General features: G+C 72.8%; 14 protein-coding genes and 1 pseudogene. 10 read left to right on the top strand and 5 right to left on the bottom strand.

Features of this window, described 5'->3' with window-relative positions:
- Positions 1-345 precede the first annotated feature (345 nt).
- On the top strand, positions 346-981 hold the full coding sequence (locus tag Aiant_RS13635) for a 4'-phosphopantetheinyl transferase family protein (RefSeq protein ID WP_189334350.1): 636 nt from the start codon (positions 346-348) through the stop codon (positions 979-981).
- Between the two features lie 15 nt (positions 982-996).
- Here the strand turns inward: Aiant_RS13635 and Aiant_RS13630 are convergent, their stop codons facing one another.
- Positions 997-5,304: an NACHT and WD repeat domain-containing protein gene (locus Aiant_RS13630; RefSeq protein ID WP_189334351.1), complete on the bottom strand. Its 4,308-nt coding sequence runs from the start codon at positions 5,302-5,304 to the stop codon at positions 997-999.
- A gap of 175 nt (positions 5,305-5,479) precedes the next feature.
- Between Aiant_RS13630 and Aiant_RS13625 the strand changes: the two genes are divergently transcribed.
- Complete coding sequence (locus tag Aiant_RS13625; protein WP_229830936.1) at positions 5,480-6,979, top strand: glycosyltransferase family 39 protein; 1,500 nt, start codon at positions 5,480-5,482, stop codon at positions 6,977-6,979.
- A gap of 124 nt (positions 6,980-7,103) precedes the next feature.
- Positions 7,104-7,943 (top strand): LLM class flavin-dependent oxidoreductase, encoded by an 840-nt coding sequence (locus Aiant_RS13620; RefSeq protein ID WP_189334352.1) that lies wholly within the window; start codon positions 7,104-7,106, stop codon positions 7,941-7,943.
- Between the two features lie 106 nt (positions 7,944-8,049).
- Here Aiant_RS13620 and Aiant_RS13615 read toward each other — a convergent pair whose 3' ends face one another.
- From Aiant_RS13615 to Aiant_RS45675, 4 genes and pseudogenes are all read right to left on the bottom strand, one after another.
- On the bottom strand, positions 8,050-9,231 hold the full coding sequence (locus tag Aiant_RS13615; protein ID WP_189334353.1) for an LCP family protein: 1,182 nt from the start codon (positions 9,229-9,231) through the stop codon (positions 8,050-8,052).
- A 190-nt stretch (positions 9,232-9,421) separates the two neighbouring features.
- Complete coding sequence (locus Aiant_RS13610; RefSeq protein WP_189334469.1) at positions 9,422-10,618, bottom strand: CynX/NimT family MFS transporter; 1,197 nt, start codon at positions 10,616-10,618, stop codon at positions 9,422-9,424.
- A gap of 75 nt (positions 10,619-10,693) precedes the next feature.
- Positions 10,694-11,533 carry a siderophore-interacting protein gene (locus tag Aiant_RS13605; protein WP_189334354.1) on the bottom strand — a complete coding sequence of 280 codons (840 nt, stop codon included), beginning with the start codon at positions 11,531-11,533 and terminating at the stop codon, positions 10,694-10,696.
- A 1,215-nt stretch (positions 11,534-12,748) separates the two neighbouring features.
- Positions 12,749-13,288, bottom strand: a pseudogene (locus Aiant_RS45675) (hypothetical protein); the annotation flags it as partial.
- 705 nt (positions 13,289-13,993) lie between these two features.
- Between Aiant_RS45675 and Aiant_RS13595 the strand changes: the two are divergent.
- From Aiant_RS13595 to Aiant_RS13560, 7 genes are all read left to right on the top strand, one after another.
- Positions 13,994-14,770: an L-type lectin-domain containing protein gene (locus Aiant_RS13595; protein WP_189334356.1), complete on the top strand. Its 777-nt coding sequence runs from the start codon at positions 13,994-13,996 to the stop codon at positions 14,768-14,770.
- Positions 14,771-14,906: 136 nt separating this feature from the next.
- On the top strand, positions 14,907-15,752 hold the full coding sequence (locus tag Aiant_RS13590) for a glycosyltransferase family 2 protein (protein WP_189334357.1): 846 nt from the start codon (positions 14,907-14,909) through the stop codon (positions 15,750-15,752).
- Positions 15,749-16,855, top strand: coding sequence for a glycosyltransferase family 4 protein (locus tag Aiant_RS13585; protein WP_189334358.1), 1,107 nt, complete (start codon positions 15,749-15,751; stop codon positions 16,853-16,855). Before Aiant_RS13590 ends, Aiant_RS13585 begins: the two co-directional genes overlap by 4 nt.
- Positions 16,852-18,927 (top strand): hypothetical protein, encoded by a 2,076-nt coding sequence (locus Aiant_RS45670; RefSeq protein WP_229830938.1) that lies wholly within the window; start codon positions 16,852-16,854, stop codon positions 18,925-18,927. The genes Aiant_RS13585 and Aiant_RS45670 overlap by 4 nt, the downstream gene beginning before the upstream one ends.
- On the top strand, positions 18,924-19,832 hold the full coding sequence (locus tag Aiant_RS13570; RefSeq protein WP_189334359.1) for a hypothetical protein: 909 nt from the start codon (positions 18,924-18,926) through the stop codon (positions 19,830-19,832). The genes Aiant_RS45670 and Aiant_RS13570 overlap by 4 nt, the downstream gene beginning before the upstream one ends.
- Complete coding sequence (locus Aiant_RS13565) at positions 19,826-21,088, top strand: lipopolysaccharide biosynthesis protein (RefSeq protein ID WP_189334360.1); 1,263 nt, start codon at positions 19,826-19,828, stop codon at positions 21,086-21,088. Before Aiant_RS13570 ends, Aiant_RS13565 begins: the two co-directional genes overlap by 7 nt.
- Positions 21,085-22,323, top strand: coding sequence for a glycosyltransferase family 4 protein (locus Aiant_RS13560; RefSeq protein ID WP_189334361.1), 1,239 nt, complete (start codon positions 21,085-21,087; stop codon positions 22,321-22,323). Before Aiant_RS13565 ends, Aiant_RS13560 begins: the two co-directional genes overlap by 4 nt.
- Positions 22,324-22,326: the final 3 nt, after the last annotated feature.

Raw genomic sequence — 22,326 nt, 5'->3', positions numbered from 1 at the left:
GGCCACGCCCCACGCCTCGCCGCGGCGTCGGCAGGGGCGCTCCGGGCGTACCGACCATCCTCCGCGGCGTACCGACCATCCTCCGCGGCGTTCCGAACATCCTCCGTGGCGTACCGAACATCCTCCGTGGCCGGCGTGATCACTTTGACTCGCCGCCGTCCGGCGGTCGGCGCGTTCCGTGCCCGCCGCCCTGCCGTGGCCGTCCGGCGGGCGCTGGTGCGATTCGCCCGATCGTGCGTGACGCGGAGGTCCGCATCGGCGGCTCGACGTGATAACTTAGGGCAGCCTTACCTAAGGCGTTGCCCCACCTCCTCCGCTGCCCGGAGGAGGTGGGACACTCCGCAGGTGCTCGATCAACTGCTGCCGCACCCGGTGCGCGTCGCCGTCGCCTACTCCGACGATCCGGACGAGGCGTGTTACCCCGGCGAGGAAGCCCTGGTCGCCAGCACCGCTCCGGGCCGCCGCCGGGAGATCCTCACCGCCCGCCGCTGCGCCCGCGAAGCGCTCCTGGCACTCGGCCACGCGCCCACCCCTATCCTCCGCGGCCCACGCCGTGAGCCGATCTGGCCATCCGGCGTCGCCGGCAGCATCACCCACTGCGCGGGCTTCCGCGCGGCGGCGGTGTCGCACATCAGCGAGGTCGCGAGCGTAGGCATCGACGCCGAACCGCACGCCCCGCTGCCCCCACGGGTCCTCGGCGCCGTGACCACCCCGGACGACCGCGACCTGCTGGCTCGGCTCGCCGTCAGCCATCCGGAGACCTGCTGGGATCGCCTGCTGTTCAGCGCCAAGGAGTCGATCTACAAAGCGTGGTACCCCCTGACCGGCCGCTGGCTCGGCTTCGAGGACGCCTCCCTCGACATCGACCCGGCCACCGGCACCTTCGTCGGCCGGATCCTGCTGCCCGACACCCCGATCCCGCACCTCTCCGGCCGCTTCCTGGTGGAGCGCGACCTCATCCTCACCGCCGTCTGCCGCTGACCTCGCATGCCGCTTTCAGCGGCAGAGGGGCGACGGTTCGCTCCCTTCGTTGCGGCCCGCGATGATCGCGATCCGGCACATCTCCGGTACGACCTCGGCCGGATTCAGCTGCCACAACCCGAACGCCCCGTCGAGCTCAGAGCTCGCCAGCAGCCCGCCGCCCGGTGCGAAGCTCAGCGAAGCGATCCGGCTACGGTGCCCATTCAGAGTGGCGACCTCCGCCCTGCCGATCGTGTCCCAGAGATGAATGCGGCCGTCGAATTCGCTCGAGGCCAGCGTCCGGCCGTCCGGCGCGAACGCGATGGTGTCGATCTGCTGCACCTGCCGGGGCGTCTGCCAGCGTGGCTGTGCTCCGTCCGGGCTGAGGAACTCGACGTACCCATCCGTTCCGGCCACCGCGATCGAACCGTCGGCCGGGGCGACCGCGAGATCGGTGGCCTGATGGTTGCCGAGGCGATGGCTGCTGATCGGGGTGAAGTCGGTGGTCCGCCAGGTCCGCAGGTCCGAGGAGAAGATCTTGGTGGTGTCGTCGGCAGTGGTCGTCGTCGCGAGCAGGGAATCGCCGTCCGGGGTGAACGCCACCGTGTAGGGCATCCCCTCCGGCCGCAACCGGGTGCGCACCTCGCGGCGGACCAGGTCGTAGACCAGGATCTGTTCCCGGGACTTCGGATCGACCCCGGTCTGGAAGACCTCCGCGGGGGTCCGGCCGGTTGCCACCGCCACCAGGGAGCCGTCCGGCGAGACGGCGAGGTCCGTCGGCGTGCCGGCCAGCGGCACGGTCTCCCTGAGCCGGCCGGTCGCCGCGTCCCGGATCTCCAGCCCGGGCTTCACGGTGGCGTCCACCAGCAGGCCACCGGAGGTGAACGCGACCTGAACCGGGTTTCCGCCGGTCCCGACCTCGGCGGTCAAGTCGCGGGAGGCCACATCCCAGATGCGTATCCGCCCGCCCTCGGTGCCGGCCGCCACGTGCCGCCCGTCCGGCGAGAAACTGCTGTCGAACACCACGCCGTGATGCGGGAGCCAGGTCGTGGCCCGGCGGAACACCGCGGTCGGGGCGTCCTGACCGGTGACGACGACCAGCCTGCCGTCCGGCGAGGTGGCGACAACCGGGGAGACGCCGACCCCGGTGTCCTGGATCGTCTTGGTGCCATCGGCCAGGGAGAACATGGCGACGCTCCGGGATCCGTTGTTCGCGACCACCATCCCGTCGGCGGTGACGGCGAACCGGCTGTATCCGGGCATGTTCTCATCCGCCACGAGCGTCCTGAGCTGTTTCCCGGACGGGATCGCCGACTGAGCGAGCTGCCCGAACCAGTTCATCCCGACCAGGGTCCCGTCCGGCGCGAACGCGACCTGGACCGCGTCGGGGATGGTGGTCACCGGCCGCCCGTCGCTCAGCCGGAAGACCCGCGCGCTGCGCCCGGGATTCTTCGCGATCGCGGCGTATTTCCCGTCCCGGCTGATCGCCAAGTCGTAGGCGAAGTAGTCGCCGACCGGGATCGACCGCGTCAGCCGGCCGGTCCCGGCGTCCCACAGGCCGAGTTGGAATCCGGAGCCGCCGGTGTCGGTGCGGGTGGCCACGACGGTGCTGGTGCCCGGCACCCAGGTGGCTGCCGCACCACCCGGGAGGGTGTGGACGACGGCGCCGGAGGTGGTGTCCCAGATCTGCAGACTGTTCACCGCGAACGCGCTGGAGAGCAGGAACCGGCCGTCCGGCGAGAACGCCACGGAGACCACACTTTCCCGGGCCTTCTCCGCGGGCGTCACCAGTGGCTCGCCGATCGGCGTGAACGTGGCGGCGTCCCAGAGCCGGATCACCCCGCCGCCGTAACCGATCGCGATCCGGGTGCCGTCCGGGCTGACCGCCGCCGACCAACCGCCCGCTTCGGTGCCCAGCGTGCCGAGCGAGTTGAACATCTGCGCGGAGAGCAACGCTCCGCGGGCCTGCGCGGTATGTGCCTCCTGCCACCCGTCAAGTGCCCGCCGCACCGCGGTGATCTCGTCCCGGTCCAGCGCGTTCACCGACTCGGCGGCGGCCTGCCGGGAGGCGGCATCCTGCCGGGCGGCCTGTGCCTCCCGCTCCTTGTCCGCGGCGACCTGCTGCTTGTCGAGCGCCAGCAGACCGCCCCCGACGGCCAGCAGGAGCGCCACCCCGAGCCCGGCGGCGAGTCTCCGCAGCCGTCCGGTGGCCCGGCGCCGCGCCGCCTCGGCGGCCTCGGTGGCCTCGACTCCGGAGGCCACGAAGGCCAGGGCCGGCTCGGGCAGGGAGTTCGCGTCGGCGAGGCGTTCGCGGGCGGCGAGCAGGCGGGCGCCGCGCAGCAACAGGTCCGGGTCGCGGCCGGAGCGTTCCCAGTCCGCCGCGGCCTCGATCACCCGCTGCCGCAGCTCCAGGTCGGCGCGGGCCTCGGCGACCCAGCCGGCCAGCCGCGGCCATCCGGTGAGCAGCGCCTCGTGGCTGATCTCCACGGTGTCCGTCCCGGCGGTGACCAGCCGCTCGGCGACCAGGCGGTCGAGCACCCGGGAGCCGGCCGCGCCGCGCTCGCCGCGCCGCCGGACGACCGTGCCGTTGCCGGTCACCGTGACCAGGGAGAGAAGCTCGGCTCGCAGCGCCGACCGGTCGTCCGGGTCGAGCTCCAGGTAGATCCGCTCGGCGGTCTCCGCGACCGCGTGCCGGATCCCGCCGGTGGCCCGGTAGGCCTCGACGGTGAGCCGGTCGCCCTCGCGCCGCTCCCAGGTGGCCCGCAACGCGTGCGCCAGCAGCGGCAGGGTGCCCGGCTCGTAGCTGTCGCCGTCGCTGAGATCGCGCAGCATCAGCTCGGGCAGGCCCGGGTCGACGGTCAGGCCGGACTGCTCGGCCGGCTCGACCACGGCCCGGCGCACCGCCGCGGCGTCCAGGGGCCCGAGCACCACGTGCCCCGCGGCCAGCAGCTCGGCCAGCGGCGGCAACTCCACACAGGCTGGATAGAAGTCGGACCGCACCGCGATGACCACGAGCGCGGGCGCCGCAGCGGTCAGCGCCGCCGCGAAGGCGAGCTGCTCAGCCGGGTCGGCGCCCTGGGTGAACAGCTCCTCGAACTGATCCACCACGATCACCGGCCGCCGCCCCCGGGCCGCCGCCCGCCCGGCGAGCACGCCCATCTGCTGAGGCTCCCGCCGCACCGCCTCGATCAGCTCGTCGAGCGTCGCCTCCCTGTTCTCCCCGGACCCGACCCACCCGCCAACGCGGATCTCGTCCGACCCGCCACCGCCGTCACCCGACCCGCTGTCACCGTCCTCGCCCGGCCCATCCGGGTCGGTCTTGCCCGGCTCGCCTCCGCCCCGCGGCACGAGGTCGACGCTGGGCGCGGCCGGATCGGTGCTGAGCAGGGTGGTGATCTGCTGGATCAGGGTGCGCAGGGGAGTGGGGCCCGGAGTCAGCAGGATCCAGGGCCACCCGGACGCGGCCTCGCCCAATCGGCCGGTCCCGATCGCCGGGAGCAGGCCGGCCCGCAGCAGGGACGACTTGCCGGCGCCGGAGACGCCGGTGACGACCAGGGGCGGCGCGCCCACGATCTGCTCACTGAGCCGGGCCAGCAACTCGGCGATTTGTGTCTCGCGGCCCCGGAACAGCGGTGCGTCGGCCGGCTCGAAGCTGGCCAGACCGGGGTAGGGCGGGACCGAGGAGGCCACCGCCCGGGTCGCCGGTGGTGGCTCGCCGGTGACCGCGAGCAGTTGGCGGCGCACCTGTTCGAGCTGCTGGTTGAGCAGCAGGCTCTGGCCGGCGAACTGCTGGCGCAGGTCATCGATCGAGCGGCGGACGTCGATGAGCATCCAGTGCAGCTCGCCGACGTCGCTGCCCAGCTCCTCGAAGACCTGCTCCAGCTGCCGGCGCAACTCGTCGTCGGCGGTGGCCGCCTCGGTCAGCGCGGTGGCCACCGCGTCGATCTCGTGCAGCACCGCGGAGACCTCGGCCCGCAACTGCCGGCTCTGCTCGTCACCGGCGTCGAGCAGCGGCAGCAGGTCGGCGGCGACGGCGTCCCGCCACTGCTGCTCGGTGATCGGGCCGGCGCCGCGCATCCGCTGGGCCGTGCCGGCCAGGGCGTCGGCCAGGAAGTTGCTGCCCAGGCCGCCGAGCTGGGCCAGCGCCACCGCGAACCCGGCCGAGGCGCCGAGCCCGGCCCCGGCCACCGGGGCGACCGCGGAGGCGGTCAGGAAGGCCAGAATCGCATAGGGACTGGCGCCGCGGATCCGCTGCTTGGTGCGGCGGCCGGACTCGCGCACCCAGGCTCGCACGCCGGCGCGGGCACGCTCGGCGGGTGGCGGGGTGACATCGGGCTCGGGCACGTTTCCGTCCTTCGTGGACACCTGACAATTCCGGCCACCATCGTGGCATCGCCGGGCGACCGCCACATCAGACCCAGGGTTGAATCCGAGCTTCGGCCCGGGTCGTCCGGCCGGTTTTCTGCCGGACGCGGACGCGTACCGAAAAATGTCGGTGGGGGTGCGTAAGTTGGGCGCCGTGACCGAGACGCTGACGCCGCGTGGGGAGATCGGCCGCAGGCCGATGGCCTGGGTGCCGGTCGGCCTGATCGCCGTGGCCGCGACCCTGCTGCTCCTGGCCACCGCCGGGCGTTATGGCTATCACCGCGACGAGCTCTACTTCCGGATGCTCGGCGACCACCCCGCCTGGGGTTATGTCGACCAGCCACCGTTCACCCCGCTGCTCGACCGGCTGGCGATCGAGCTCCTCGGTGACTCGGTGTGGGCGATCCGGGTGCCCGGTGCCCTGATGATCGGCCTGGCCGCGGTGCTCGCCGCGGCGCTCGCGCGCGAGGTCGGCGGCGGCGCGGGGGCCCAGTCGCTGGCCGCCTCGGTGGTCTTCGGCACGTTTCCGCTCAGCGCCGCCCACGTCGGCTCGACGGCCGCGCCCGACCTGCTGGTCTGGCTCGGGGTGCTGCTCTTCGCGGTGCGCGCGCTGTTGCACGACCGGCCCCGGGCCTGGCTCGGGGCGGGCCTGGTCGCCGGGCTCGGGCTCTACAACAAGCACCTGGTCGTGCTGCTCCTGCTGTGCCTGGCCGGTGGCCTGCTGCTGGTCGGGCCGCGCCGGGTGCTGCGTTCGCCGTGGCTCTGGGCCGGCGTCGCGGTCGCGCTGCTCGTCGGCCTGCCCAACCTGATCTATCAGGTGGTCAACGACTTCCCGCAGGCGGAGATGGCCCGGGCGCTGGCCGAGGACAAGGGCGACGAGTCCCGGGTGTTGCTGCTGCCGTTCCAGTTCGCGCTCCTCAGCCTCCCTCCGGTGTGGATCGCCGGGATCGTCGCCCTGCTGCGCGACCCGGCCTGGCGACCGATCCGCGCCCTCCCGGTGGCCTATCTGTTGATGCTGGTCCTGCTGCTGCTCATCGCCGGCCAGCCGTATTACCCACTGGGTCTGCTCGCCGCGCTCTACGCCATCGGCGCGGTGCCGACCGTGCGCTGGCTGGCCGGCCGGCGGGCCCGGCTGGGCTGGCTGGTCGCCGGAGTGGTGATCTTCAGCGTGGTGGGGATCGGCATGTCGCTGCCGGTGATCCCGGAGGACCGGTTGGCGGGCTCGATCGCGGCCGAGGCCAACCAGACGGTGTCCGACCAGGTCGGGTGGCCGGACTATGTCGCGCAGGTCGCCGCGGTCTTTCGCGCGTTGCCCGCCGGCGAGCAGGCCCGGGCAGTTCTGTTCACGAGCAACTACGGGGAGGCCGGGGCGCTGGACCGGTTCGGCCGGCCGCTCGGCCTGCCCGAGGTCTACAGCGGACACAATGAGCTGCACCATTACGGACCGCCGCCGGACGACAAGACCGTGGTGCTGGCGGTGCTGCAGGCGGGACCGGCCCGGGTCGCCGAGATGTTCGGCACCTGCACCGAGCACGGCGCCCTGCGCAATGCGGCGGGTGTGGAGAACGAGGAGACGGAGGACGCCCACATCTACGTCTGTCATCCGACCGAGCCGTGGCACACCCTGTGGCCATCTCTCCAGCACTATTCCTGACGGCTGGGGTGGGCGCGGTCCGCTTGGGGGAGCAGGGGACTGCTTTCGGGTACGACCATGGGCGTACGCCGGAAGTCGTCCCGGAGCGGACGCGGTCGTGGGCCGCGTCCGCGACAGTGGGCGGATGACTGAGCGTGCGTTTCGATTCGGAGTCATCGCCGGGCAGGCTCGCACCGGCGCGGAGTGGACAGCGACCGCGCGGCGGGCCGAGGAGCTGGGCTATGACATCCTGCTCATCCCGGACACCCTGTTCACCCTCTCGCCGTTCGCGGCCCTCGCCGCGGCCGCCGCGGCGACCAGTTCGCTGCGCGTCGGCACCTATGTCCTGAACACCGCGAACCGCACCCCGGCGCACGTCGCCTGGGAGACCCGCAGCCTCCAGACGATCAGTGACGGCCGGTTCGAGCTCGGCGTCGGCGGCGGCCGGCCCAACGGCCAGGCGGACACCGCCGCGCTCGGCGGCATGTGGGGCACCCCGGCAGACCGGCTGGCCCGGACCGCTGACGTGATCGCCGCCGCCCGGGACCTGCCGATCCCGCCGGAGGTGCTCGTCGCGGCGTCGAAACCGGGCATGATGCGGCTCGCCGCCGAACAGGCGGACACGGTGACGTTCGGCCTGCCGCCGGCCACCACGCCGACCGAGCTGTTCCGTGCCGCGGACGCGTTCCGGTCGATGGCGAACCGGGCCGACCAGGTCGAGCTGCTGGTCGGGGTGACCGCGTTCGCGCCGACCATCTTCGCCCTGCCGGACTGGCTGTCCCGCCAGGTCGGCGGCGACCCGCAGGAGATGGCCGCGTCCGGCGCCGCCACGTTCCTGATCGGCGACGCCGACCACGCCGCCGAGGAGCTGCGCCGGCGTCGTGCGGAGGGCGGCTTCTCGTACTTCGCGGTGAACGGCATGTTCATGGAGGACTTCGCCCCGGTCCTGCAACGCCTGCGCGCCACCGACTCGGTGACCGCCTGAGCTTCCGGCGGCCCGGTGGTGGCGCCGGGGTCGCCGGCCTCGGCGCCACCGCCGAGGCGGTGGTGGACGGAGCCGGCGAGGGCTGGACGAAAGACCGGCCGGGGGCTCAGTTGCTGTTGACGACGAGTTCCGGGTGGCTGAGCAGGAACGGGTCCAGCTTGTCCTTCGCCGCGGCCGCGAACAGCTGCTTGGTCACGTCGTTGATCAGCTCGGCCTTGCCGTCCGACGTGCTGTAGAAGCTGCCGCTGTTGCTGCGGATGGGCAGCAGCTCGGCGCTGGCCAGCCCTTTCAGCCCGAAGAAGAAGTCGGACACCGGGACGTTGTTGGTGTCCAGGGTGAGCGACGAGCCGGCCGCCGCGAGCAGTTTCGACACCTTGGAGAGGTCGGTCAGCACGCCGCTGCTGGTCGCCTTCTTCATCATGGCGCGCAGCAGCTGCTGCTGGTGCCGCTGCCGGTCGTAGTCGCCGTGGGCGGAGTGCCGGATCCGGGAGTACTCCAGGGCCTCCCAGGCCTTCATGTTCCGGCAGCCCTTCTTGAACCACAGCGCGTTGCTCGGCGGGGACGTCGGGTCGGCGCCCTTCGCATACTCGATCTTGCCGTTGTTCACCACGTAGTGGCTGGACCACATGTCCTGGTCGACGCACATGTAGACGCCACCGAGGGCTTCCAGGATGTCCTTGAAGCCGTTGAAGTTGATCACGATGACGCCGTTGAAGCTGATCCCGGTCAGGTTGTGCACGGCCTTGGCGGCGAGCTTCATGCCGCCCGCCACGCCGCCCTTGCCCCGGGAGCCGTAGTAGAACGCGCCGTTGATCTTCTCGGTGCTGCCGTTGAAGCCGAGGTCCTTGTCGGCCGGGATCTCGGCGTTCGTGTCCCGGGGGATCGAGATCATCTGGGCCTTGTCCCGGGCGGCCGGGATGTGCAGCACCATGATGGTGTCCGACCGGGAGCCCTCACCGGACTGCTCCCAGCCGGTCCGGGTGTCCAGGCCGAGCATCAGCAGGTTGATCGCGCCGTCCGGCAGCTTGCCGTTGGTCTGCACCGCGCCGACCCCGCCCGACTGGCCGAGGGCCGAGGTGGTCGTCTGAACGTTGTCGGTCACCTGGCTGAGCAGGTAATTGGCGGTGACGCCGGTGCCGGCGCTGGTCACCAGCAGCACCGCGCCGAACGCGGTGAGCAGCTTGGTCCAGAGCGGCGCTTTGGGGCCCTTGGCCTTCTTCTTCTTTTTGTCCGGTGCGTCGGCTGCCAGAGGCTGACGGCCGTTGGTCCGGTCGGTTGCCGCTGGCATGCGTGACTCCTTGACTGAAGCGGCAGGCGTGGGTCCAGCCTGCCGCCGGAAGGATAGTGAACCTGATCCACCTTTGAAAGATCGGGTCGTCGACCTGGAGATCGGCTGTGAATAGCCTGAGGTCACTATCGGCCAGTCGCGAACGTCGTTGAGGTCTCCGGATTCAGGTTTGCGGCACCTGGAGCAAGACCTAAATCTGGCGATTGCGACCGGCGAAAAAGCCGGCAGTGATCTGCGGCACCATCAGACCCACCATGACCGCCAGCGGAGCGCGCCAGCCGCCCGTCGCGTCGTGCAGCACGCCGATGAGGATCGGCCCGGGGATGGCGATCAGATAGCCGACGCCCTGCGCGAAGGCGGACAACTTGACCACCGTGGCCGGTGTCCGGCCGCGCAGCGCGATCATCGTCAGCACCAACGGGAACGCCGTGTTCACGATGCCCAGCAGGACGGCCCACAGCCACGGCGCCGCGGCCGGATCGGCCCACAGGCCGGAATAACCAGCAATACCGAAAAGCCCCAAAACGACGGCAATACCGCTTTGCGCGCGCACCTTGCCGGCCACCGCGGAGAGCGCCAGGCCCAGCGGCACCCCGAGCAGCGAGGTGGTCGCGAAGAGCACGCCGGCCAGCTCGGCCGAGAGCCCGGCGTCCCGGTAGATCTGCGGCAGCCAGCCGATGATCACGTACGCCGAGGTGGACTGCATGCCGAAATACACGGCCAGGGCCCAGGCGATCGGCTGCCGGATCAGGCGCACCGGCGGCGTGCTCGCCGCCTGTGCCGGCGCGGCGGTGCGCTCCCGGGCCATCAGCAGCCACGGCGGCAGCGCGATCAGCGCGGCGAGCGCCCAGCAGCCCAGCCCGAGCCGCCAGTCCCCGAAGCCGGCGGTCAGCGGCACGGTCGCGGCCGCGGCCGCCGTCGCCCCGAGGTTCAGCGCGACGGAGTAGACCCCGGTGACCGTGCCCACCTGGGTCGGGAAGTGATCCTTGACGATCGACGGCAGCAGCACGTTGACCAGCGCGATACCCGCCAGCGAGACGGCGCTGAGCAGCAGGAACGTCACCGAGTCGGTGGCGAACGGCCGCGCGGCCAGACCGGCGGTGAGCAGCAGCAGGCCGATGACGATCACCCGTGCGGCGCCCAGGCGCCGGGCCAGGCGGGGCGCGAGCAGCCCGATGGAGGCGAAACAGACCACCGGCACCGAGGTCAGCAGCCCGGCCACCGTCGAGCTCATCCCGAGCCCGTCCCGGATCTCGGTGAGCACCGGACCCACGCTGGTCACCGCGAGACGCAGGTTCACCGCGGCGAGCACCAGGGCGACGAGGGTGAAGACCCGGCCATGCCGGGACCGGGTCCGCTGTTCTTCGAGCACTGCCACGTCCACCATCATCGTCCGACGGTGACGGACCCGCGACCTGGGGAGACGCCGGATGAGACGAAGGCCTCATCCGGCGTTCGGTCCTTACCGGGGGGTCGGCTGCTCCTGCTCCTGCTCGACCTTCGCGTTCCACTCCCGCTTGCTGGACTGCCAGCCGTCCTCGTTCATCCCGGCCCGCCAATACCCGGAGATGGAGAGCTGGTCCATGGGCAGGCCGCGGTCGAGGCGCAGATGTCCGCGCAACTCCTTCACGAAGCCGGCCTCGCCGTGCACGAACGCCTGCACCCGCCCGGCCGGGAACTCCAGCCCGCGCACCGCCTCGACCAGCGCCGCGCCGACCGGCCGCCCCTCGCGGTGCAGCCAGACGATCTCGGCGTCCGCGGCGGTCTCCAGTTTCTGCTCCTCGTCCGGACCCTCGACCTCGATGAACGCCCGCACCGAGGCGCCCTCCGGCATGCCGGCCAGCGCGGCGGCGATGGCCGGCAGCGCGCTCTCGTCGCCGGCCAGCAGGTGCCAGTCCGCCCCGGCCTCCGGCGCGTAGCCGCCGCCCGGGCCCATGAACCGGAACGGCTCGCCGGCCCGCGCCCGTGCCGCCCAGGGCCCCGCGATGCCGGCGTCGCCGTGCACCACGAAGTCGACCCACATCTCCGCGGCCTCGGGCAGCCACTTGCGCACCGTGTAGGTCCGAACCAGCGGCCAGCTCTCCCGCGGCAGCGTCTCCCGGATCAGGCCCATGTCGAAGGGCTCCGGATAGTCGACGCCGGGCTGCGGGAAGAGCACCTTGATGTAGTGGTCGGTGCAGCGGCTCGCGTCGATCCGGGCGATCGCCTCGCCACCGACCACCACCCGCACCATGTGCGGGGTGAGCTGCTCCACGCGCGTGACCACGCCTTCATGGGCGGGTCGCGCCGGTCTGTTCGACATGTTCGCACCTCAACTGGCCGGTGGGATCTTCGGCTGGTAAGGCTACCCTTATTCTGCGCGAAGAACCGGCCGGCAGGTGCGTTCTCCGGCGGCACGACGCGCGGTCCGGGGTCGAGCCGGCCCCGCGGCAGACGATGCCCCGCTGCTCAGCACACCGCTTGCCAGGTCCGGGGCCGCCAAAGACGTAATCGTTTTACGGTACGACCTCCAGCGCGCGCGACGCCGTTCCCGGCGATGCGCGGCCGCGTCCCTTCGCCGGGCGCGACTCCGTTGTCACGGGCGTGCGATTCCGGGCGTCCGGTTGCGCGCGACTCCGGGAGCACGGGCGTGCGGCTCCGGGCGTACCGAAATCGGATTTTGATCGTGGAAAGGGTGGTGCCCCGGGCGGCGCGGAGTTCGCGTCGGCCGGGGCACCCTCGTCAGCGGGATGGTTCAGTACCGCCGGGGGCGGGAGCGGGCGAAGGAGAACCCGATCACCGCGAGCAGGATCAGCACCGCGCCGCCGCCGAACCAGGCCGGGTGCTCGCTCAGCAGCGTGAGCGGCCCGCCCTTCGATCCGCCGCCGGCCGGGGGCTCGGCCAACTGGACGTCGGCGCCGGAGGTGGCGGTCGGCGCCGCCTGATCGGGCTGGCCACCGTCCACGCCGTAGTCCGCCGCGGGCGCCTCTTCGCTCTCGGTGACCTGCGGCTTCGGCTTCTTCGTGGCCGGCGCCGTGGTCTCCTCCGGGTCCTCGTCGCCGGTGGAGCCGGACGTGGTGGTGGAGGAGTTGCCGCTGGTGGACTTCGTCGACTTGGTGGTCACCGGCTTGGTGGTCGTCGCCGACGGGGACGGCGTCGCCTTGGTGGTGCTCTTCGTCGTGCCGGTGGTCTCGTCGGAGTCGCCGCCGGTGCCGGTGTTGGTGTTCTTGGTGGTGCCGGGCGAGACGGTGGTCTTGGTGGTCACCTGCGGGGTGGCGGTCGCCTGACCGCCGTTGTTGTTGCCACCGGTGTTGTTGTTGTTGCCACCGGTGTTGTTGTTGCCGCCGGTGTTCCCGCCACCGTTGTTGTTGCCACCGGTGTTGCCACCGTTGTTGTTGCCGCCGGTGTTGTTCCCGCCGGTGTTGCCACCAGTGTTGTTGCCACCCTGGTTGCCGCCGTTGTTGTTGCCGCCGCCCTGGTTGCCGCCCTGGTCACCGCCGGTGTTGCCGCCCTGGTTGCCGCCCTGTCCGGCGCCGGCGCGGACCGTGATCCGCACGGCGTCGATGGCCGGGGTCTGGTTGGCGCGCTCCATCATCGGCGTGCGGTGCGAGCCGTCACCGGCCCACGACGCGCACTGCGCGGTGCCCTCGGCCGGCATGCCTGGCACCTGGATGGTCACCGTGTCCGGCGTCCGCCCGCCCTTCTGGTCCTCGGTGGCGACGAAGAACGCCGGCACCGGCTCGGGGTTGGGCGCCTCCCGGGTGCTGTCCAGCATCCGGCACGCGGTGTGGAAGTGTCCGCGGACGATGCCGTTCTGCAGGACGCTCGACTCGACGTAGTAGCCACCCTTGCCGGCCGCGAGGAACCGGTCGCGGATCAGGTTGCGGGTGCTCACCTTGAGCGTGAACGGGGTGTTCGGGGCGACCTGGCGCGGCGACTCGGTGATCAGCAGCGAGGCGTCGTTGGCGGCCGAGGCCACCTCACCGAACTCGGTGGAGACGCAGCGGTCACCCTTCTGGAAACCGTCGTGCGCGGTGAGCTTGCTGTCGATGCAGGTGTCGGTGAGGATCTTCTGCCCATTGACGATCTTGCCGGCGCCGCTCTCGCTGGCCGCCTTCGTCGACGGGGTCTCGTCAGCGCGCGACAACTGGGTGAACCCGATCGCGCCACCCACGGCGATGACCGCGGCTCCGGCGGCCAGCAGCCGGGTGCGGCGCGACCCCGCGGCCGCGAGACCGGACCGGCGGTGACCCGTGCTTCCCATGACGTGCCCTTCGGTGATGTGGCGTTCGCCATTGTGTGGCGCCGACGAGCAGACGTTAGGAGCAGCACTCACAGAAAGCAATTCCGGAACATTATTTAAGGTTTCCGCGATCGAAACTTAAAGAAAAAGTCGGTCCGGCTCGTGAACCCCGGGCATCCTCCGAACGGATGATGCCGGTGGTTCAACGAGATCGCGCCAGATTTCGCTGACCTGCTCTAATGCAACCACACCCGCAGCGCAGAGTAAACGTGCCGCGACACGGCGGCGCGGGCGGGTCAATTCTGCGCCGATCGGCGGCCGTCCCTGCGGGGCGCCACCGAAGAATTCGACGTGCGTCTTTATGGAATGGCGTAATCGGGGCGGCTCGGCGCGATCGGTCCGGGCCCGGCGCCGGACCTGGGTGATCACGACGGGGGGACCGTCTGGGGTGAATAACCAGGACTCGCTCACGCGGCTCCGGAGTCTGCCCTACCTTTGGCCAGGTCTTAGTCGGGCAAATCGACTGAAATGGAGCATGTAGTGCGTCTCTCTCGTACATCGAGACTGGCGCGGGGCGGTCGGCTGGCCGCCACCGTGCTGTCGATACTCGCCGCCGCGCCCGCCGCGGGCGCGGCAGCCGCACCTCGCGCCATGCACGAGAGTCACCCGATCACCGACGGTTCCGGGAAGCACCTGGAACTCAACGGCACCGCCGCCATGATCACCCGCAGCAGCACCGGCAAGCGGCTCATTCAGCTGACCGCCGGCGGCTACAAGCAGATCGGGTCGGCCTGGTCCACCGAGCGGGTCGACCTGAACAGGTCCTTCACGACCTCGTTCAAGGCGTTCCTGCACCACGACCGGCCGGGCGCGGACGGCATCGCGTTCCTGGCACAGGGCCACGGGCCGCGCGCGCTCGGCGGCTGGGGCGGCGGCCTCGGCTACCGCGGCATCCGGCACAGCGTCGCGGTCGAGTTCGACACCTACCAGAACAGCACCGACCCGAGCGGCAACCACCTGGCCGTGGTGCTCGGCGGCAACCCGGACCGGCACCTCAAGACCGCCGAGGTCTCGATCCCGCTGTACGGCAAGCCGTTCCTCGCCCGGATCGACTACGACGGCGGCCACCAGCGGCTGCGGGTGTACGTCCAGGGGCTTTACAAGCACGCGCGGGAGAAGCTGATGCTCGACGAGAAGGTCGACCTGGCGCGCTGGGCCGGCGTCTCCGACGGCTGGCTCGGCTTCACCGGCGCGACCGGCGACCGGGTCTCCCACCAGGACGTCTACGACTGGACGGTCGACGCGCCGCCGGCGTGACCGCCCTCGCCGGCGCCGTTCCGGCGCCGGCCGACCCCCTCCCGCCGACGGCGCCGCAGCCGCCCGTCAGCACATTCGCCCACCCATGCGCCCGGCCCGCCAGGCCGTTTCCACCCTGCCCGATCGGAGACACCACATGCCCACGGTCGACCGTGTGCTCCCCACCGAGACCGGCACTGAACAGACCACCGTCGAGCCACCGGCCCGACCCGACCCGGAGCCCGATCCCGAGCCGATCGTCAGCGTCGTCGTGCCGGCGCTCAACGAGGCCCGGAACCTGCCGCACGTCTTCGCCCGGCTGCCCCAGGTGGACGAGGTGATCCTGGTCGACGGCGGCTCCACCGACGACACCGTGGCGGTCGCCCGGAAGCTGCGGCCGGACATCCGCGTCGTCACCCAGAACCGCCGCGGCAAGGGCAACGCCCTGGCCTGCGGCTTCGCGGCGTGCACCGGCGACATCATCGTGATGATCGACGCCGACGGCTCGACCGACCCGGGGGAGATCCCCAGCTTCGTCGCGGCGCTGCGCGGCGGCGCCGACTTCGCCAAGGGCTCGCGGTTCCGGCCCGGTGGCGGCAGCGCCGACATCACCCGGCTGCGCCGGGCCGGCAACCGGATGCTGAGCATCCTGGTCAACGTCCTTTTCGGTACGCGATACAGCGACCTCTGCTACGGCTACAACGCGTTCTGGTCGTGCCACCTGGACGTCTTCGACCTGGACAGCACCTCGCCCGCCCCGGCCGGCGCCGACGGCCGGCTCTGGGGCGACGGCTTCGAGATCGAGACCCTGCTCAACCTGCGTGCCGCCCGCGCCCGCCTGGTCATCGAGGAGGTGTCCAGCTTCGAGCACGACCGGATCCACGGGGTGAGCAACCTGAACGCGTTCACCGACGGCATCCGGGTGCTGCGGACCATCGCCCGGGAGTGGCCGCGCGGCCGCAAGCGGGAGTCCCGGCAGCTCGCCGGGCGGTCGGCGCGATGAGGGTCGGCGTCGTCAGCAACGCGTACCACCCCGACATCGGCGGGGTGGAGACGCATGTGCGGCGCCTGTGCGCCGGGCTGGCCGCGGCCGGCGACGACGTCGAGGTGCTCACCCAGCACGCCGCCCGGTCCACCGCGACCGTGGACGGCGTGCTGGTCCGGCGCTTCCCGCTAACCGTGCCGGCCCGCGACTACCGGGTCTCGCTGCCGCTGTGGCGGTGGCTGCGCCGGCACGGCGGGGACTACGACGTGCTGCACACGCACAGCTATCACGCGCTGGTGTCGCTGGGCGCCGCGCTCGGCCGGCACCGCACGCCGCTGGTCTTCACCCCGCACTACCACGGGACCGGGCACACCCGGCTGCGCGCCGCGCTGCACCCGGCCTACCGGCCGTTCGGGCGGCGGATCATGAGCCGGGCCGGGCGGATCGTCTGTGTCACCGGCGCGGAGCGCGACCTGGTGCTGCGCGACTTCCCGGAGACCGCCGGCCGGATCGTGGTGATCCCGAACGGGACCGATCCGCGCCCGGTGGTGCCCGGGCAGCGCAGCGGGGTGCGCGGCATCCTCTGCGTCGGGCGGCTGGAGCACTACAAGCGCGTCGACCGGGTGATCCGGGCGATGGTGCCGCTCGGTCCGGCGTACCGGCTGGACGTGGTGGGCGACGGGCCGGCCCGGGCCGCGCTCAAGCAGCTGGCCGGGCGTCTCGGGGTGGCCGGGCGGGTGGTGTTCCACGGCCGGCTCGACGACGCCGCGTTCGCCGGCTGCGTGGCCCGGGCCTCGGCGGCGGTCTCCGCCTCGGCGCACGAGGCGTTCGGGATGACCGTGGCCGACGCGCTCGCCGCCGGCATCCCGACCGTGGCCGCGCCGATCCCGGCCCACCAGGAGCTGGCCGGGCTGGCCGGAACCGCGGCCTGGCTGCGGCTGACCGACCCGGAGGAGACCGGCGCCCTGGCCGGTGCGCTGCGCGAGGCCGTCGCGGCGGGCCGGTCGGCCACCCCGGCGCCGCTGCCCACCTGGGCCGACGTGGTCGCGGCGACCCGCGACGTGTACTCGGAGATCACCGGGATGCCGTTGGCCGCCGGCGCGGGAGCGGGAGGCCGGTGAGCGCGGTCACCACCCGGCCGGCGCCGGGACTCGCCGGGCTCCGGCCCGGTGGCCCGCGCCGCCGGTTCGCCGAGGCGGCCCGGTGCGCGGCGACCCTGACGGTGGCCGGGGCGGCCGGCGCGGCCGCGATCGTGATCGCCTACCACCGGGCCGAGTGGGGCAGCGGCGGGCAGTTCGGCTGGTTCTGGGCCGGGATGCTGATCTTCACGCTGCCGGTCGGGTACTGGGCGCTGCGCCGGTCCGCCTCGCCGTGGCTGCGGCTGGGCGTGCTGGTCGGCTACGGCGCCTTCACCTACCTGCCGAAACTGCTCCGGCACCCGAGCGGCCCGCTGTACCACGACGAGTACGCGCACTGGGGCCAGAGCCACGAGATCCTGCTCGACGGCCGGCTCTTCGCGATGAACCCGATCGTCCGGGTGATCGGCGACTACCCCGGCCTGCACGCCTGCGTCGCGTCGCTGGCCGCGCTCACCGGCCTGAGCATCTGGCAGGCCGCGCTGGTCGTACTGACCACCGCGCACGTGCTGCTCACCCTCGGCGTCGCGGTGCTGGCCGGGCAGCTCTGGCCGGACCCGCGGATCGCCGCGGCGGCAGCCCTCGGCTACAGCCTGAACAGCTCGTTCCTGTTCTTCGACACCCAGCTCGGCTACGAGTCCCTGGCGATCGGGATCCTGGTCTGGGCGCTCGTCGCGGCGCTGCGCGCGATGCGGGCCGGCACGGTGCCGGCCCGGCTCGGCTGGGCGGCGCTCACCCTGCTGCTCGGCGCCGCGACCACCGCCACCCACCACCTCACCGCGCTCTGGCTGACCGGGGTGCTCGGCCTGCTCGCGCTGGTCACCACGATCCACTCGATCCCGGCCCGCGAGCTGGTCACCGCGGCCCGGGTGGCCTGGGCGCTCACCTCCGGCACGGCGCTGATCGTGGCGACCTGGCTCGGCGTGGTGGCCCCGCGGACCGGGGACTACCTGGATCCGTACCTGGGCCGGGCGCTCGACCAGATCAGCGGGCTGGCCGGCGGGGAGGAGGGCGGCCGGGAGCTGTTCAGCAAGTCGGTGCTGCCCTGGTGGGAGCAGAACGCGGCGTACGCCGCCCCGGTCGTCGCCCTGCTCGCGCTGCTCGGCGCGGTGGCCCTGTGGTGGCGCCGGCGGTACACCGACGACCCGCTGACCCGGGCGGGCACCACCGCGATGCTGCTGCTCGGGGGCCTGTACTTTCCGGCCACCCTGCTCATCCTGACTCCGGCGGGGGCCGAGGGCGCCCGCCGCTCCTGGGCCTTCAGCTACCTGGGCCTGGCGATCGTGGTGGCCCCGCTGGTGGTCGCGCTGCTGGACCGTTCCCGTCGCGTCCCGGGGCAGGGTGGCGCGTCATCCACATCGGCGCGTTGTCCACAGCCCGGCCGCGCGGGATCCCGTTTCCGCGCCACACTGGCTGCTGGGCTCGGCCCCCTGGGTGGGCGGGGACTGGAAAGTGGCGCGGGGCCGGTGGCCGTCGGGGGTGTGCTCCTCGCGGTCTGCGCGTTGCTGCTGGTCGGGAACAACGCGGCCGGGATGAACCCGTCCTACCGGTTCCCCGGGCCGCCGGCGTACGGCTCGGACACCCGGGCCGCCACGCCCGAGGTGCTCGCGGCCGCGCACTGGCTGCGCGACACCCAGGGACGCGGGGTCCGGCTGGTCGCCGACCGCTACTCCGGGTTGATCCTCGGGTCCTACGGCGAGCAGCAGCCGACCACCGGCTCGGTCAGCTTCCCCGCCTACGACCTTTACCGTGCGCGCCCCGGGCAGCCGATGCCGCCGAAACTGCTGGCCCAGCTGCGGGACTGGCGGTTCGAGTTCCTGGTGGTGGATCGGCGGATGGCCGAGCAGGTGCCGGACATCAACATCTACTTCGAGACGAACGAGCCGCTGCGCCACGACGGGGTGCCCGCTTTCGATCGGGCTCAGCTGACCAAGTTCGACAGTCTGCCGTGGCTGATCAAGATCTACGACGGGCCGCACCTGGCGATCTACCGCTTCGACTTCGCCGGCCTCGGGCGGCGGGCCGTGACGGCGCCGCGGCGCGAGGGACAGCGATGACAACGATTCTGCGGCCGCTCATGGTGGCGTACGCCAGCCTGTCGGTCCTGATCCCGGCCGCCGGACTGCCGTGGCCGGTCCTGCTGCCGGCCTGTCTGCTCGCCCTGCTCGCCATCGGCGAGCTGTGGGTGCGCGCGGTCACCGGGGCGCCGGTCGAGACCGGGATCCCGGCGGTGCGGCCCGGGCTGGTGGTGCTGGCCGGGCTGCTCACGTTGCCGGCGGTGGCGCTGCTGCTGCATCCGCTCGGCATCCGGGTCGCCGCGGGGCCGCTGATCATCGGGGCGGCGCTGGTGGCGACGGTGCTCGGCCTGGTCGCCCTGCTGCGGTTGCGCCGTGGGGCGGGGTGGACCGAGCGTGAGCCCGGGCCGGGCCGGCCGGACGGGTGGCCGGGGCTGGACGGTGCCGGCTTCCGGGGGGCGCCGTTCGCCGGAGCGTCCCGGGGCGGCCTGCCGGAGCCGGGCGGCCGGGTGGCGGTCCGGACCGCGGCGGCGGTGCTGGTGCCGATCGTGCTGTCGCTGCTCGGCGGCGGGGTGGCGATCCGGGCCGTGGAGCGGGGCGCGCGTCCCGAGCTGCCCGGGTACCTGACCGTGGCGCTGAACGGCTGGGCGGCCGGGATCAGCCACCCGGTGGCGGTGCCGGCCGGTGGGCTCGCGGTGCCGGTGCGGGTGACCAATTCCGGTCTGCCGACCACCACCCAATGGCTGCGGCTGCGGGTCGGCGGCGCCCTCGTCGCGGCTCGGCCGGTGACCGTGGTGACCGGAAAGGTCTACGCGCTCAGCGTCCAGGTGCCGGCCCTGCCGGCGGACGGATGCCTGCGGCCGGTCGGGATCAGCGTGGGCGGGGCGAGCACGGTCTTCTACGCCCGGTCCGGTCCGGCCCCCGCGGTCCGGGGGCGGGCGTGCTGATCACCGCGACCCGGCGGGTGCTCGACGACTCGCTGGCCCGGAACAGCCTATTGATCATGGCGACCACGGTGGCCAACGGCGGGCTGGGCTACCTCTACTGGATGCTGGCCGCGCGCGCGGTGCCGCAGCCGCAGGTCGGCACCGCCACCGCGCTGATCTCGGCGGCCACCGCGATCAGCATGCTGGCCAATCTGGGCGCCGGGCACATGTTCATCCAGCGGCTGCCGGGCAGCGCCCCGGACGTCTGGTCCCGGATCGTCGGCGGCGGCCTGCTGGCCGGTTGCGCGGCCACCGCGGCGGTCGCCACGGCCGGTGCGGTGCTGGTCCCGATGGCGGCGGCGAACTTCGGCTTCCTGGGCCGCCCGGCCGGCGCCGTCGCGCTGATCTGCGCGGCGACCGCGGTCACCGCCACCACCCTGCTCGACAACGTCTACGTGGCCCACCGCGCCGGGCACGGCATGTTCGTACGAAACCTGGTCCTGGCCGCGGGGAAGATCGGCGCGCTAGCCGCGATGCTGGCCGTGGGGGCGCACTCGGCCGGCGCCGTGGTGCTCTCCTGGACCCTGCCGATCCTGCTGGTCAGCGCCGCCACCCTGAGCGCCGGGCTGGGCCGCCTGCGGCCCGGCGTCCGGCTTCGGCTCAGCGGCCTCGGCGCCGAACTGCCGCACCTGCGGGCCGCGCTCACCGGCCACCACCTGATCAACCTGACCCAGGCCGGGCCGGCCGCGCTGCTGCCGGTGCTGGTCACCGCACGGCTCGGTGCGGGCGCCACCGCACACTTCTACCTGGCCTGGATGACCGCGTCGATGCTGTTCATGGTGTCGCCGGCGGTCGCCGCGGCGCTGTACGCGGAGCGCACCAACGCCGAGCGGGTCGGCCTCGGCCGGGCCGCGCTCGTGGTGCTCGCCATGGTCGGCGCCCCGGCCGCGCTGCTGCTCGCCGCCGGGGACCGGATCCTCGGGCTGTTCAGCGCGGGTTACGCGGCCGAGGGCGGACTGCTGCTGCAGATCCTGGTGCTGGCCGCGATCCCGGACGCGGTCACCAACCTGGCCGTGGCGCACTGGCGGTCGCGGGGCGAGTTCCGCCTCTGCCGCCGGCTGAACGTGGTCCGGGCCGTCTGCTGTCTCGCGCTGACCTGGCTGCTGCTGCCCGGCGTCGGGGTGACCGGGGCGGGCGTCGCCTGGCTGGTGGGGCAGTCCGCGGGCGCGCTGCTCGTTCTCTGTCTGGTCGCGCGCCGCGTGAAGGAGAGCCGATGAGGATTCTGCACCTGTCCAACCTGTACGCGCCGGTGATCGGCGGGCTGGAGCGCAGCATCGCGACCAGCAGCGAGGAACTGGTCCGGCGCGGCCACGAGGTCACCGTGCTGACCCTGGCCACCCCGGCCGCGCCCGGCCACGAAACGCTCAACGGGGTTCGCGTGCACCGGGTCCGCAGCGTCGCGAACACGCTGCTCCCGGCGATGAACGAGAACCCGGACAAGCCGTTCCACCCGACGTGTCCGGACCCGCTGACCACCGCCGCGATCGCCCGGCTGCTGCGCGCCGAGCACTACGACGTGGTGCACAGCCACGACTGGCTGATGTACAGCTACCTGCCGCTGCACCGGTCCCCGCTGGGGCGGCCGCACGTGCACACCGCGCACGACTTCGGGCTGACCTGCGTCCGCAAGACCTTTGCCCGGGACGGCGCCCCGTGCCCCGGCCCGCGCCTGTCCCGCTGCGTGAGCTGCGCGTCCGCCCAGTACGGCCGCCCCCGCTCGCTCGCCCTGACCACCGGCCTGCACGCGCACCGGCATCGCGGCATCGACGCGCTCACCGCCATCTCCAGTTCCGTGGCGCACGCCCTGGAGCAGGCCCGGCTCCCCGGTGACCTGCCCGTCCAGGTGGTGTCCAGCCTGGTCCCGGACGGGCTCGACGAGCTGGCCCGGACCACGCCCCGCCCGGACTGGCTGCCGGCCGGCGACTACCTGCTCTTCGTCGGGGCGCTCGGGCCGCACAAGGGCATCCACGTGCTGTTCGAGGCGTACCGGAAGCTCGTCGCCGGATGGGCCGGGCCCGGACCGGCGCCCGCCCTGGTCTGCCTCGGCACCCGCCGCGACGACACCCCGCCGCCCCCGCCCGGCGTGCTGATCCGGCACGACGTGCCGCACGCCCAGGTGATGGCCGCCTGGCGGGGCGCCGCGGCCGGCGCGGTCCCGTCGTTGAACGAGGGGATGGGCCAGGTGGCGGTGGAGGCGATGCTGGCCGGCGCGCCGCTGGTCGCCTCGGCCGCCGGCGGGCTCACCGACGTGGTGCGCGACGGCGAGAGCGGGCTGCTGGTGCCGCCCGGCGAGGTGGACCCGCTGCACGCCGCCCTGCTCCGCGTGCTCACCGACCACGAACTGGCCGCGCGGCTGCGCGTGGCCGGCCAGCAGCGCGGCCTGGACTTCACCGCCGCGCGCGTCGTCCCCCGGATCGAGGAGGTCTACCGTGCCTGCGTCGCGTCGTCCTAGGGT

The sequence above is a fragment of the Actinoplanes ianthinogenes genome (assembly GCF_018324205.1).
Classification (GTDB): domain Bacteria; phylum Actinomycetota; class Actinomycetes; order Mycobacteriales; family Micromonosporaceae; genus Actinoplanes; species Actinoplanes ianthinogenes.
The sequence above is the reverse complement of the archived record's forward strand: the minus strand, read 5'-3'. Positions and strand labels throughout refer to the sequence as shown.

What these genes read in the sequence shown, in the direction of transcription:
- Aiant_RS13605 (WP_189334354.1), bottom strand. Translation starts at nt 11,533, where the DNA reads ATGTCGAACAGACCGGCGCGACCCGCCCATGAAGGCGTGGTCACGCGC.
- Aiant_RS13610 (WP_189334469.1), bottom strand. Translation starts at nt 10,618, where the DNA reads ATGGTGGACGTGGCAGTGCTCGAAGAACAGCGGACCCGGTCCCGGCAT.
- Aiant_RS13585 (WP_189334358.1), top strand. Translation starts at nt 15,749, where the DNA reads ATGAGGGTCGGCGTCGTCAGCAACGCGTACCACCCCGACATCGGCGGG.
- Aiant_RS13570 (WP_189334359.1), top strand. Translation starts at nt 18,924, where the DNA reads ATGACAACGATTCTGCGGCCGCTCATGGTGGCGTACGCCAGCCTGTCG.
- Aiant_RS13560 (WP_189334361.1), top strand. Translation starts at nt 21,085, where the DNA reads ATGAGGATTCTGCACCTGTCCAACCTGTACGCGCCGGTGATCGGCGGG.
- Aiant_RS13620 (WP_189334352.1), top strand. Translation starts at nt 7,104, where the DNA reads ATGACTGAGCGTGCGTTTCGATTCGGAGTCATCGCCGGGCAGGCTCGC.
- Aiant_RS13590 (WP_189334357.1), top strand. Translation starts at nt 14,907, where the DNA reads ATGCCCACGGTCGACCGTGTGCTCCCCACCGAGACCGGCACTGAACAG.
- Aiant_RS13615 (WP_189334353.1), bottom strand. Translation starts at nt 9,231, where the DNA reads ATGCCAGCGGCAACCGACCGGACCAACGGCCGTCAGCCTCTGGCAGCC.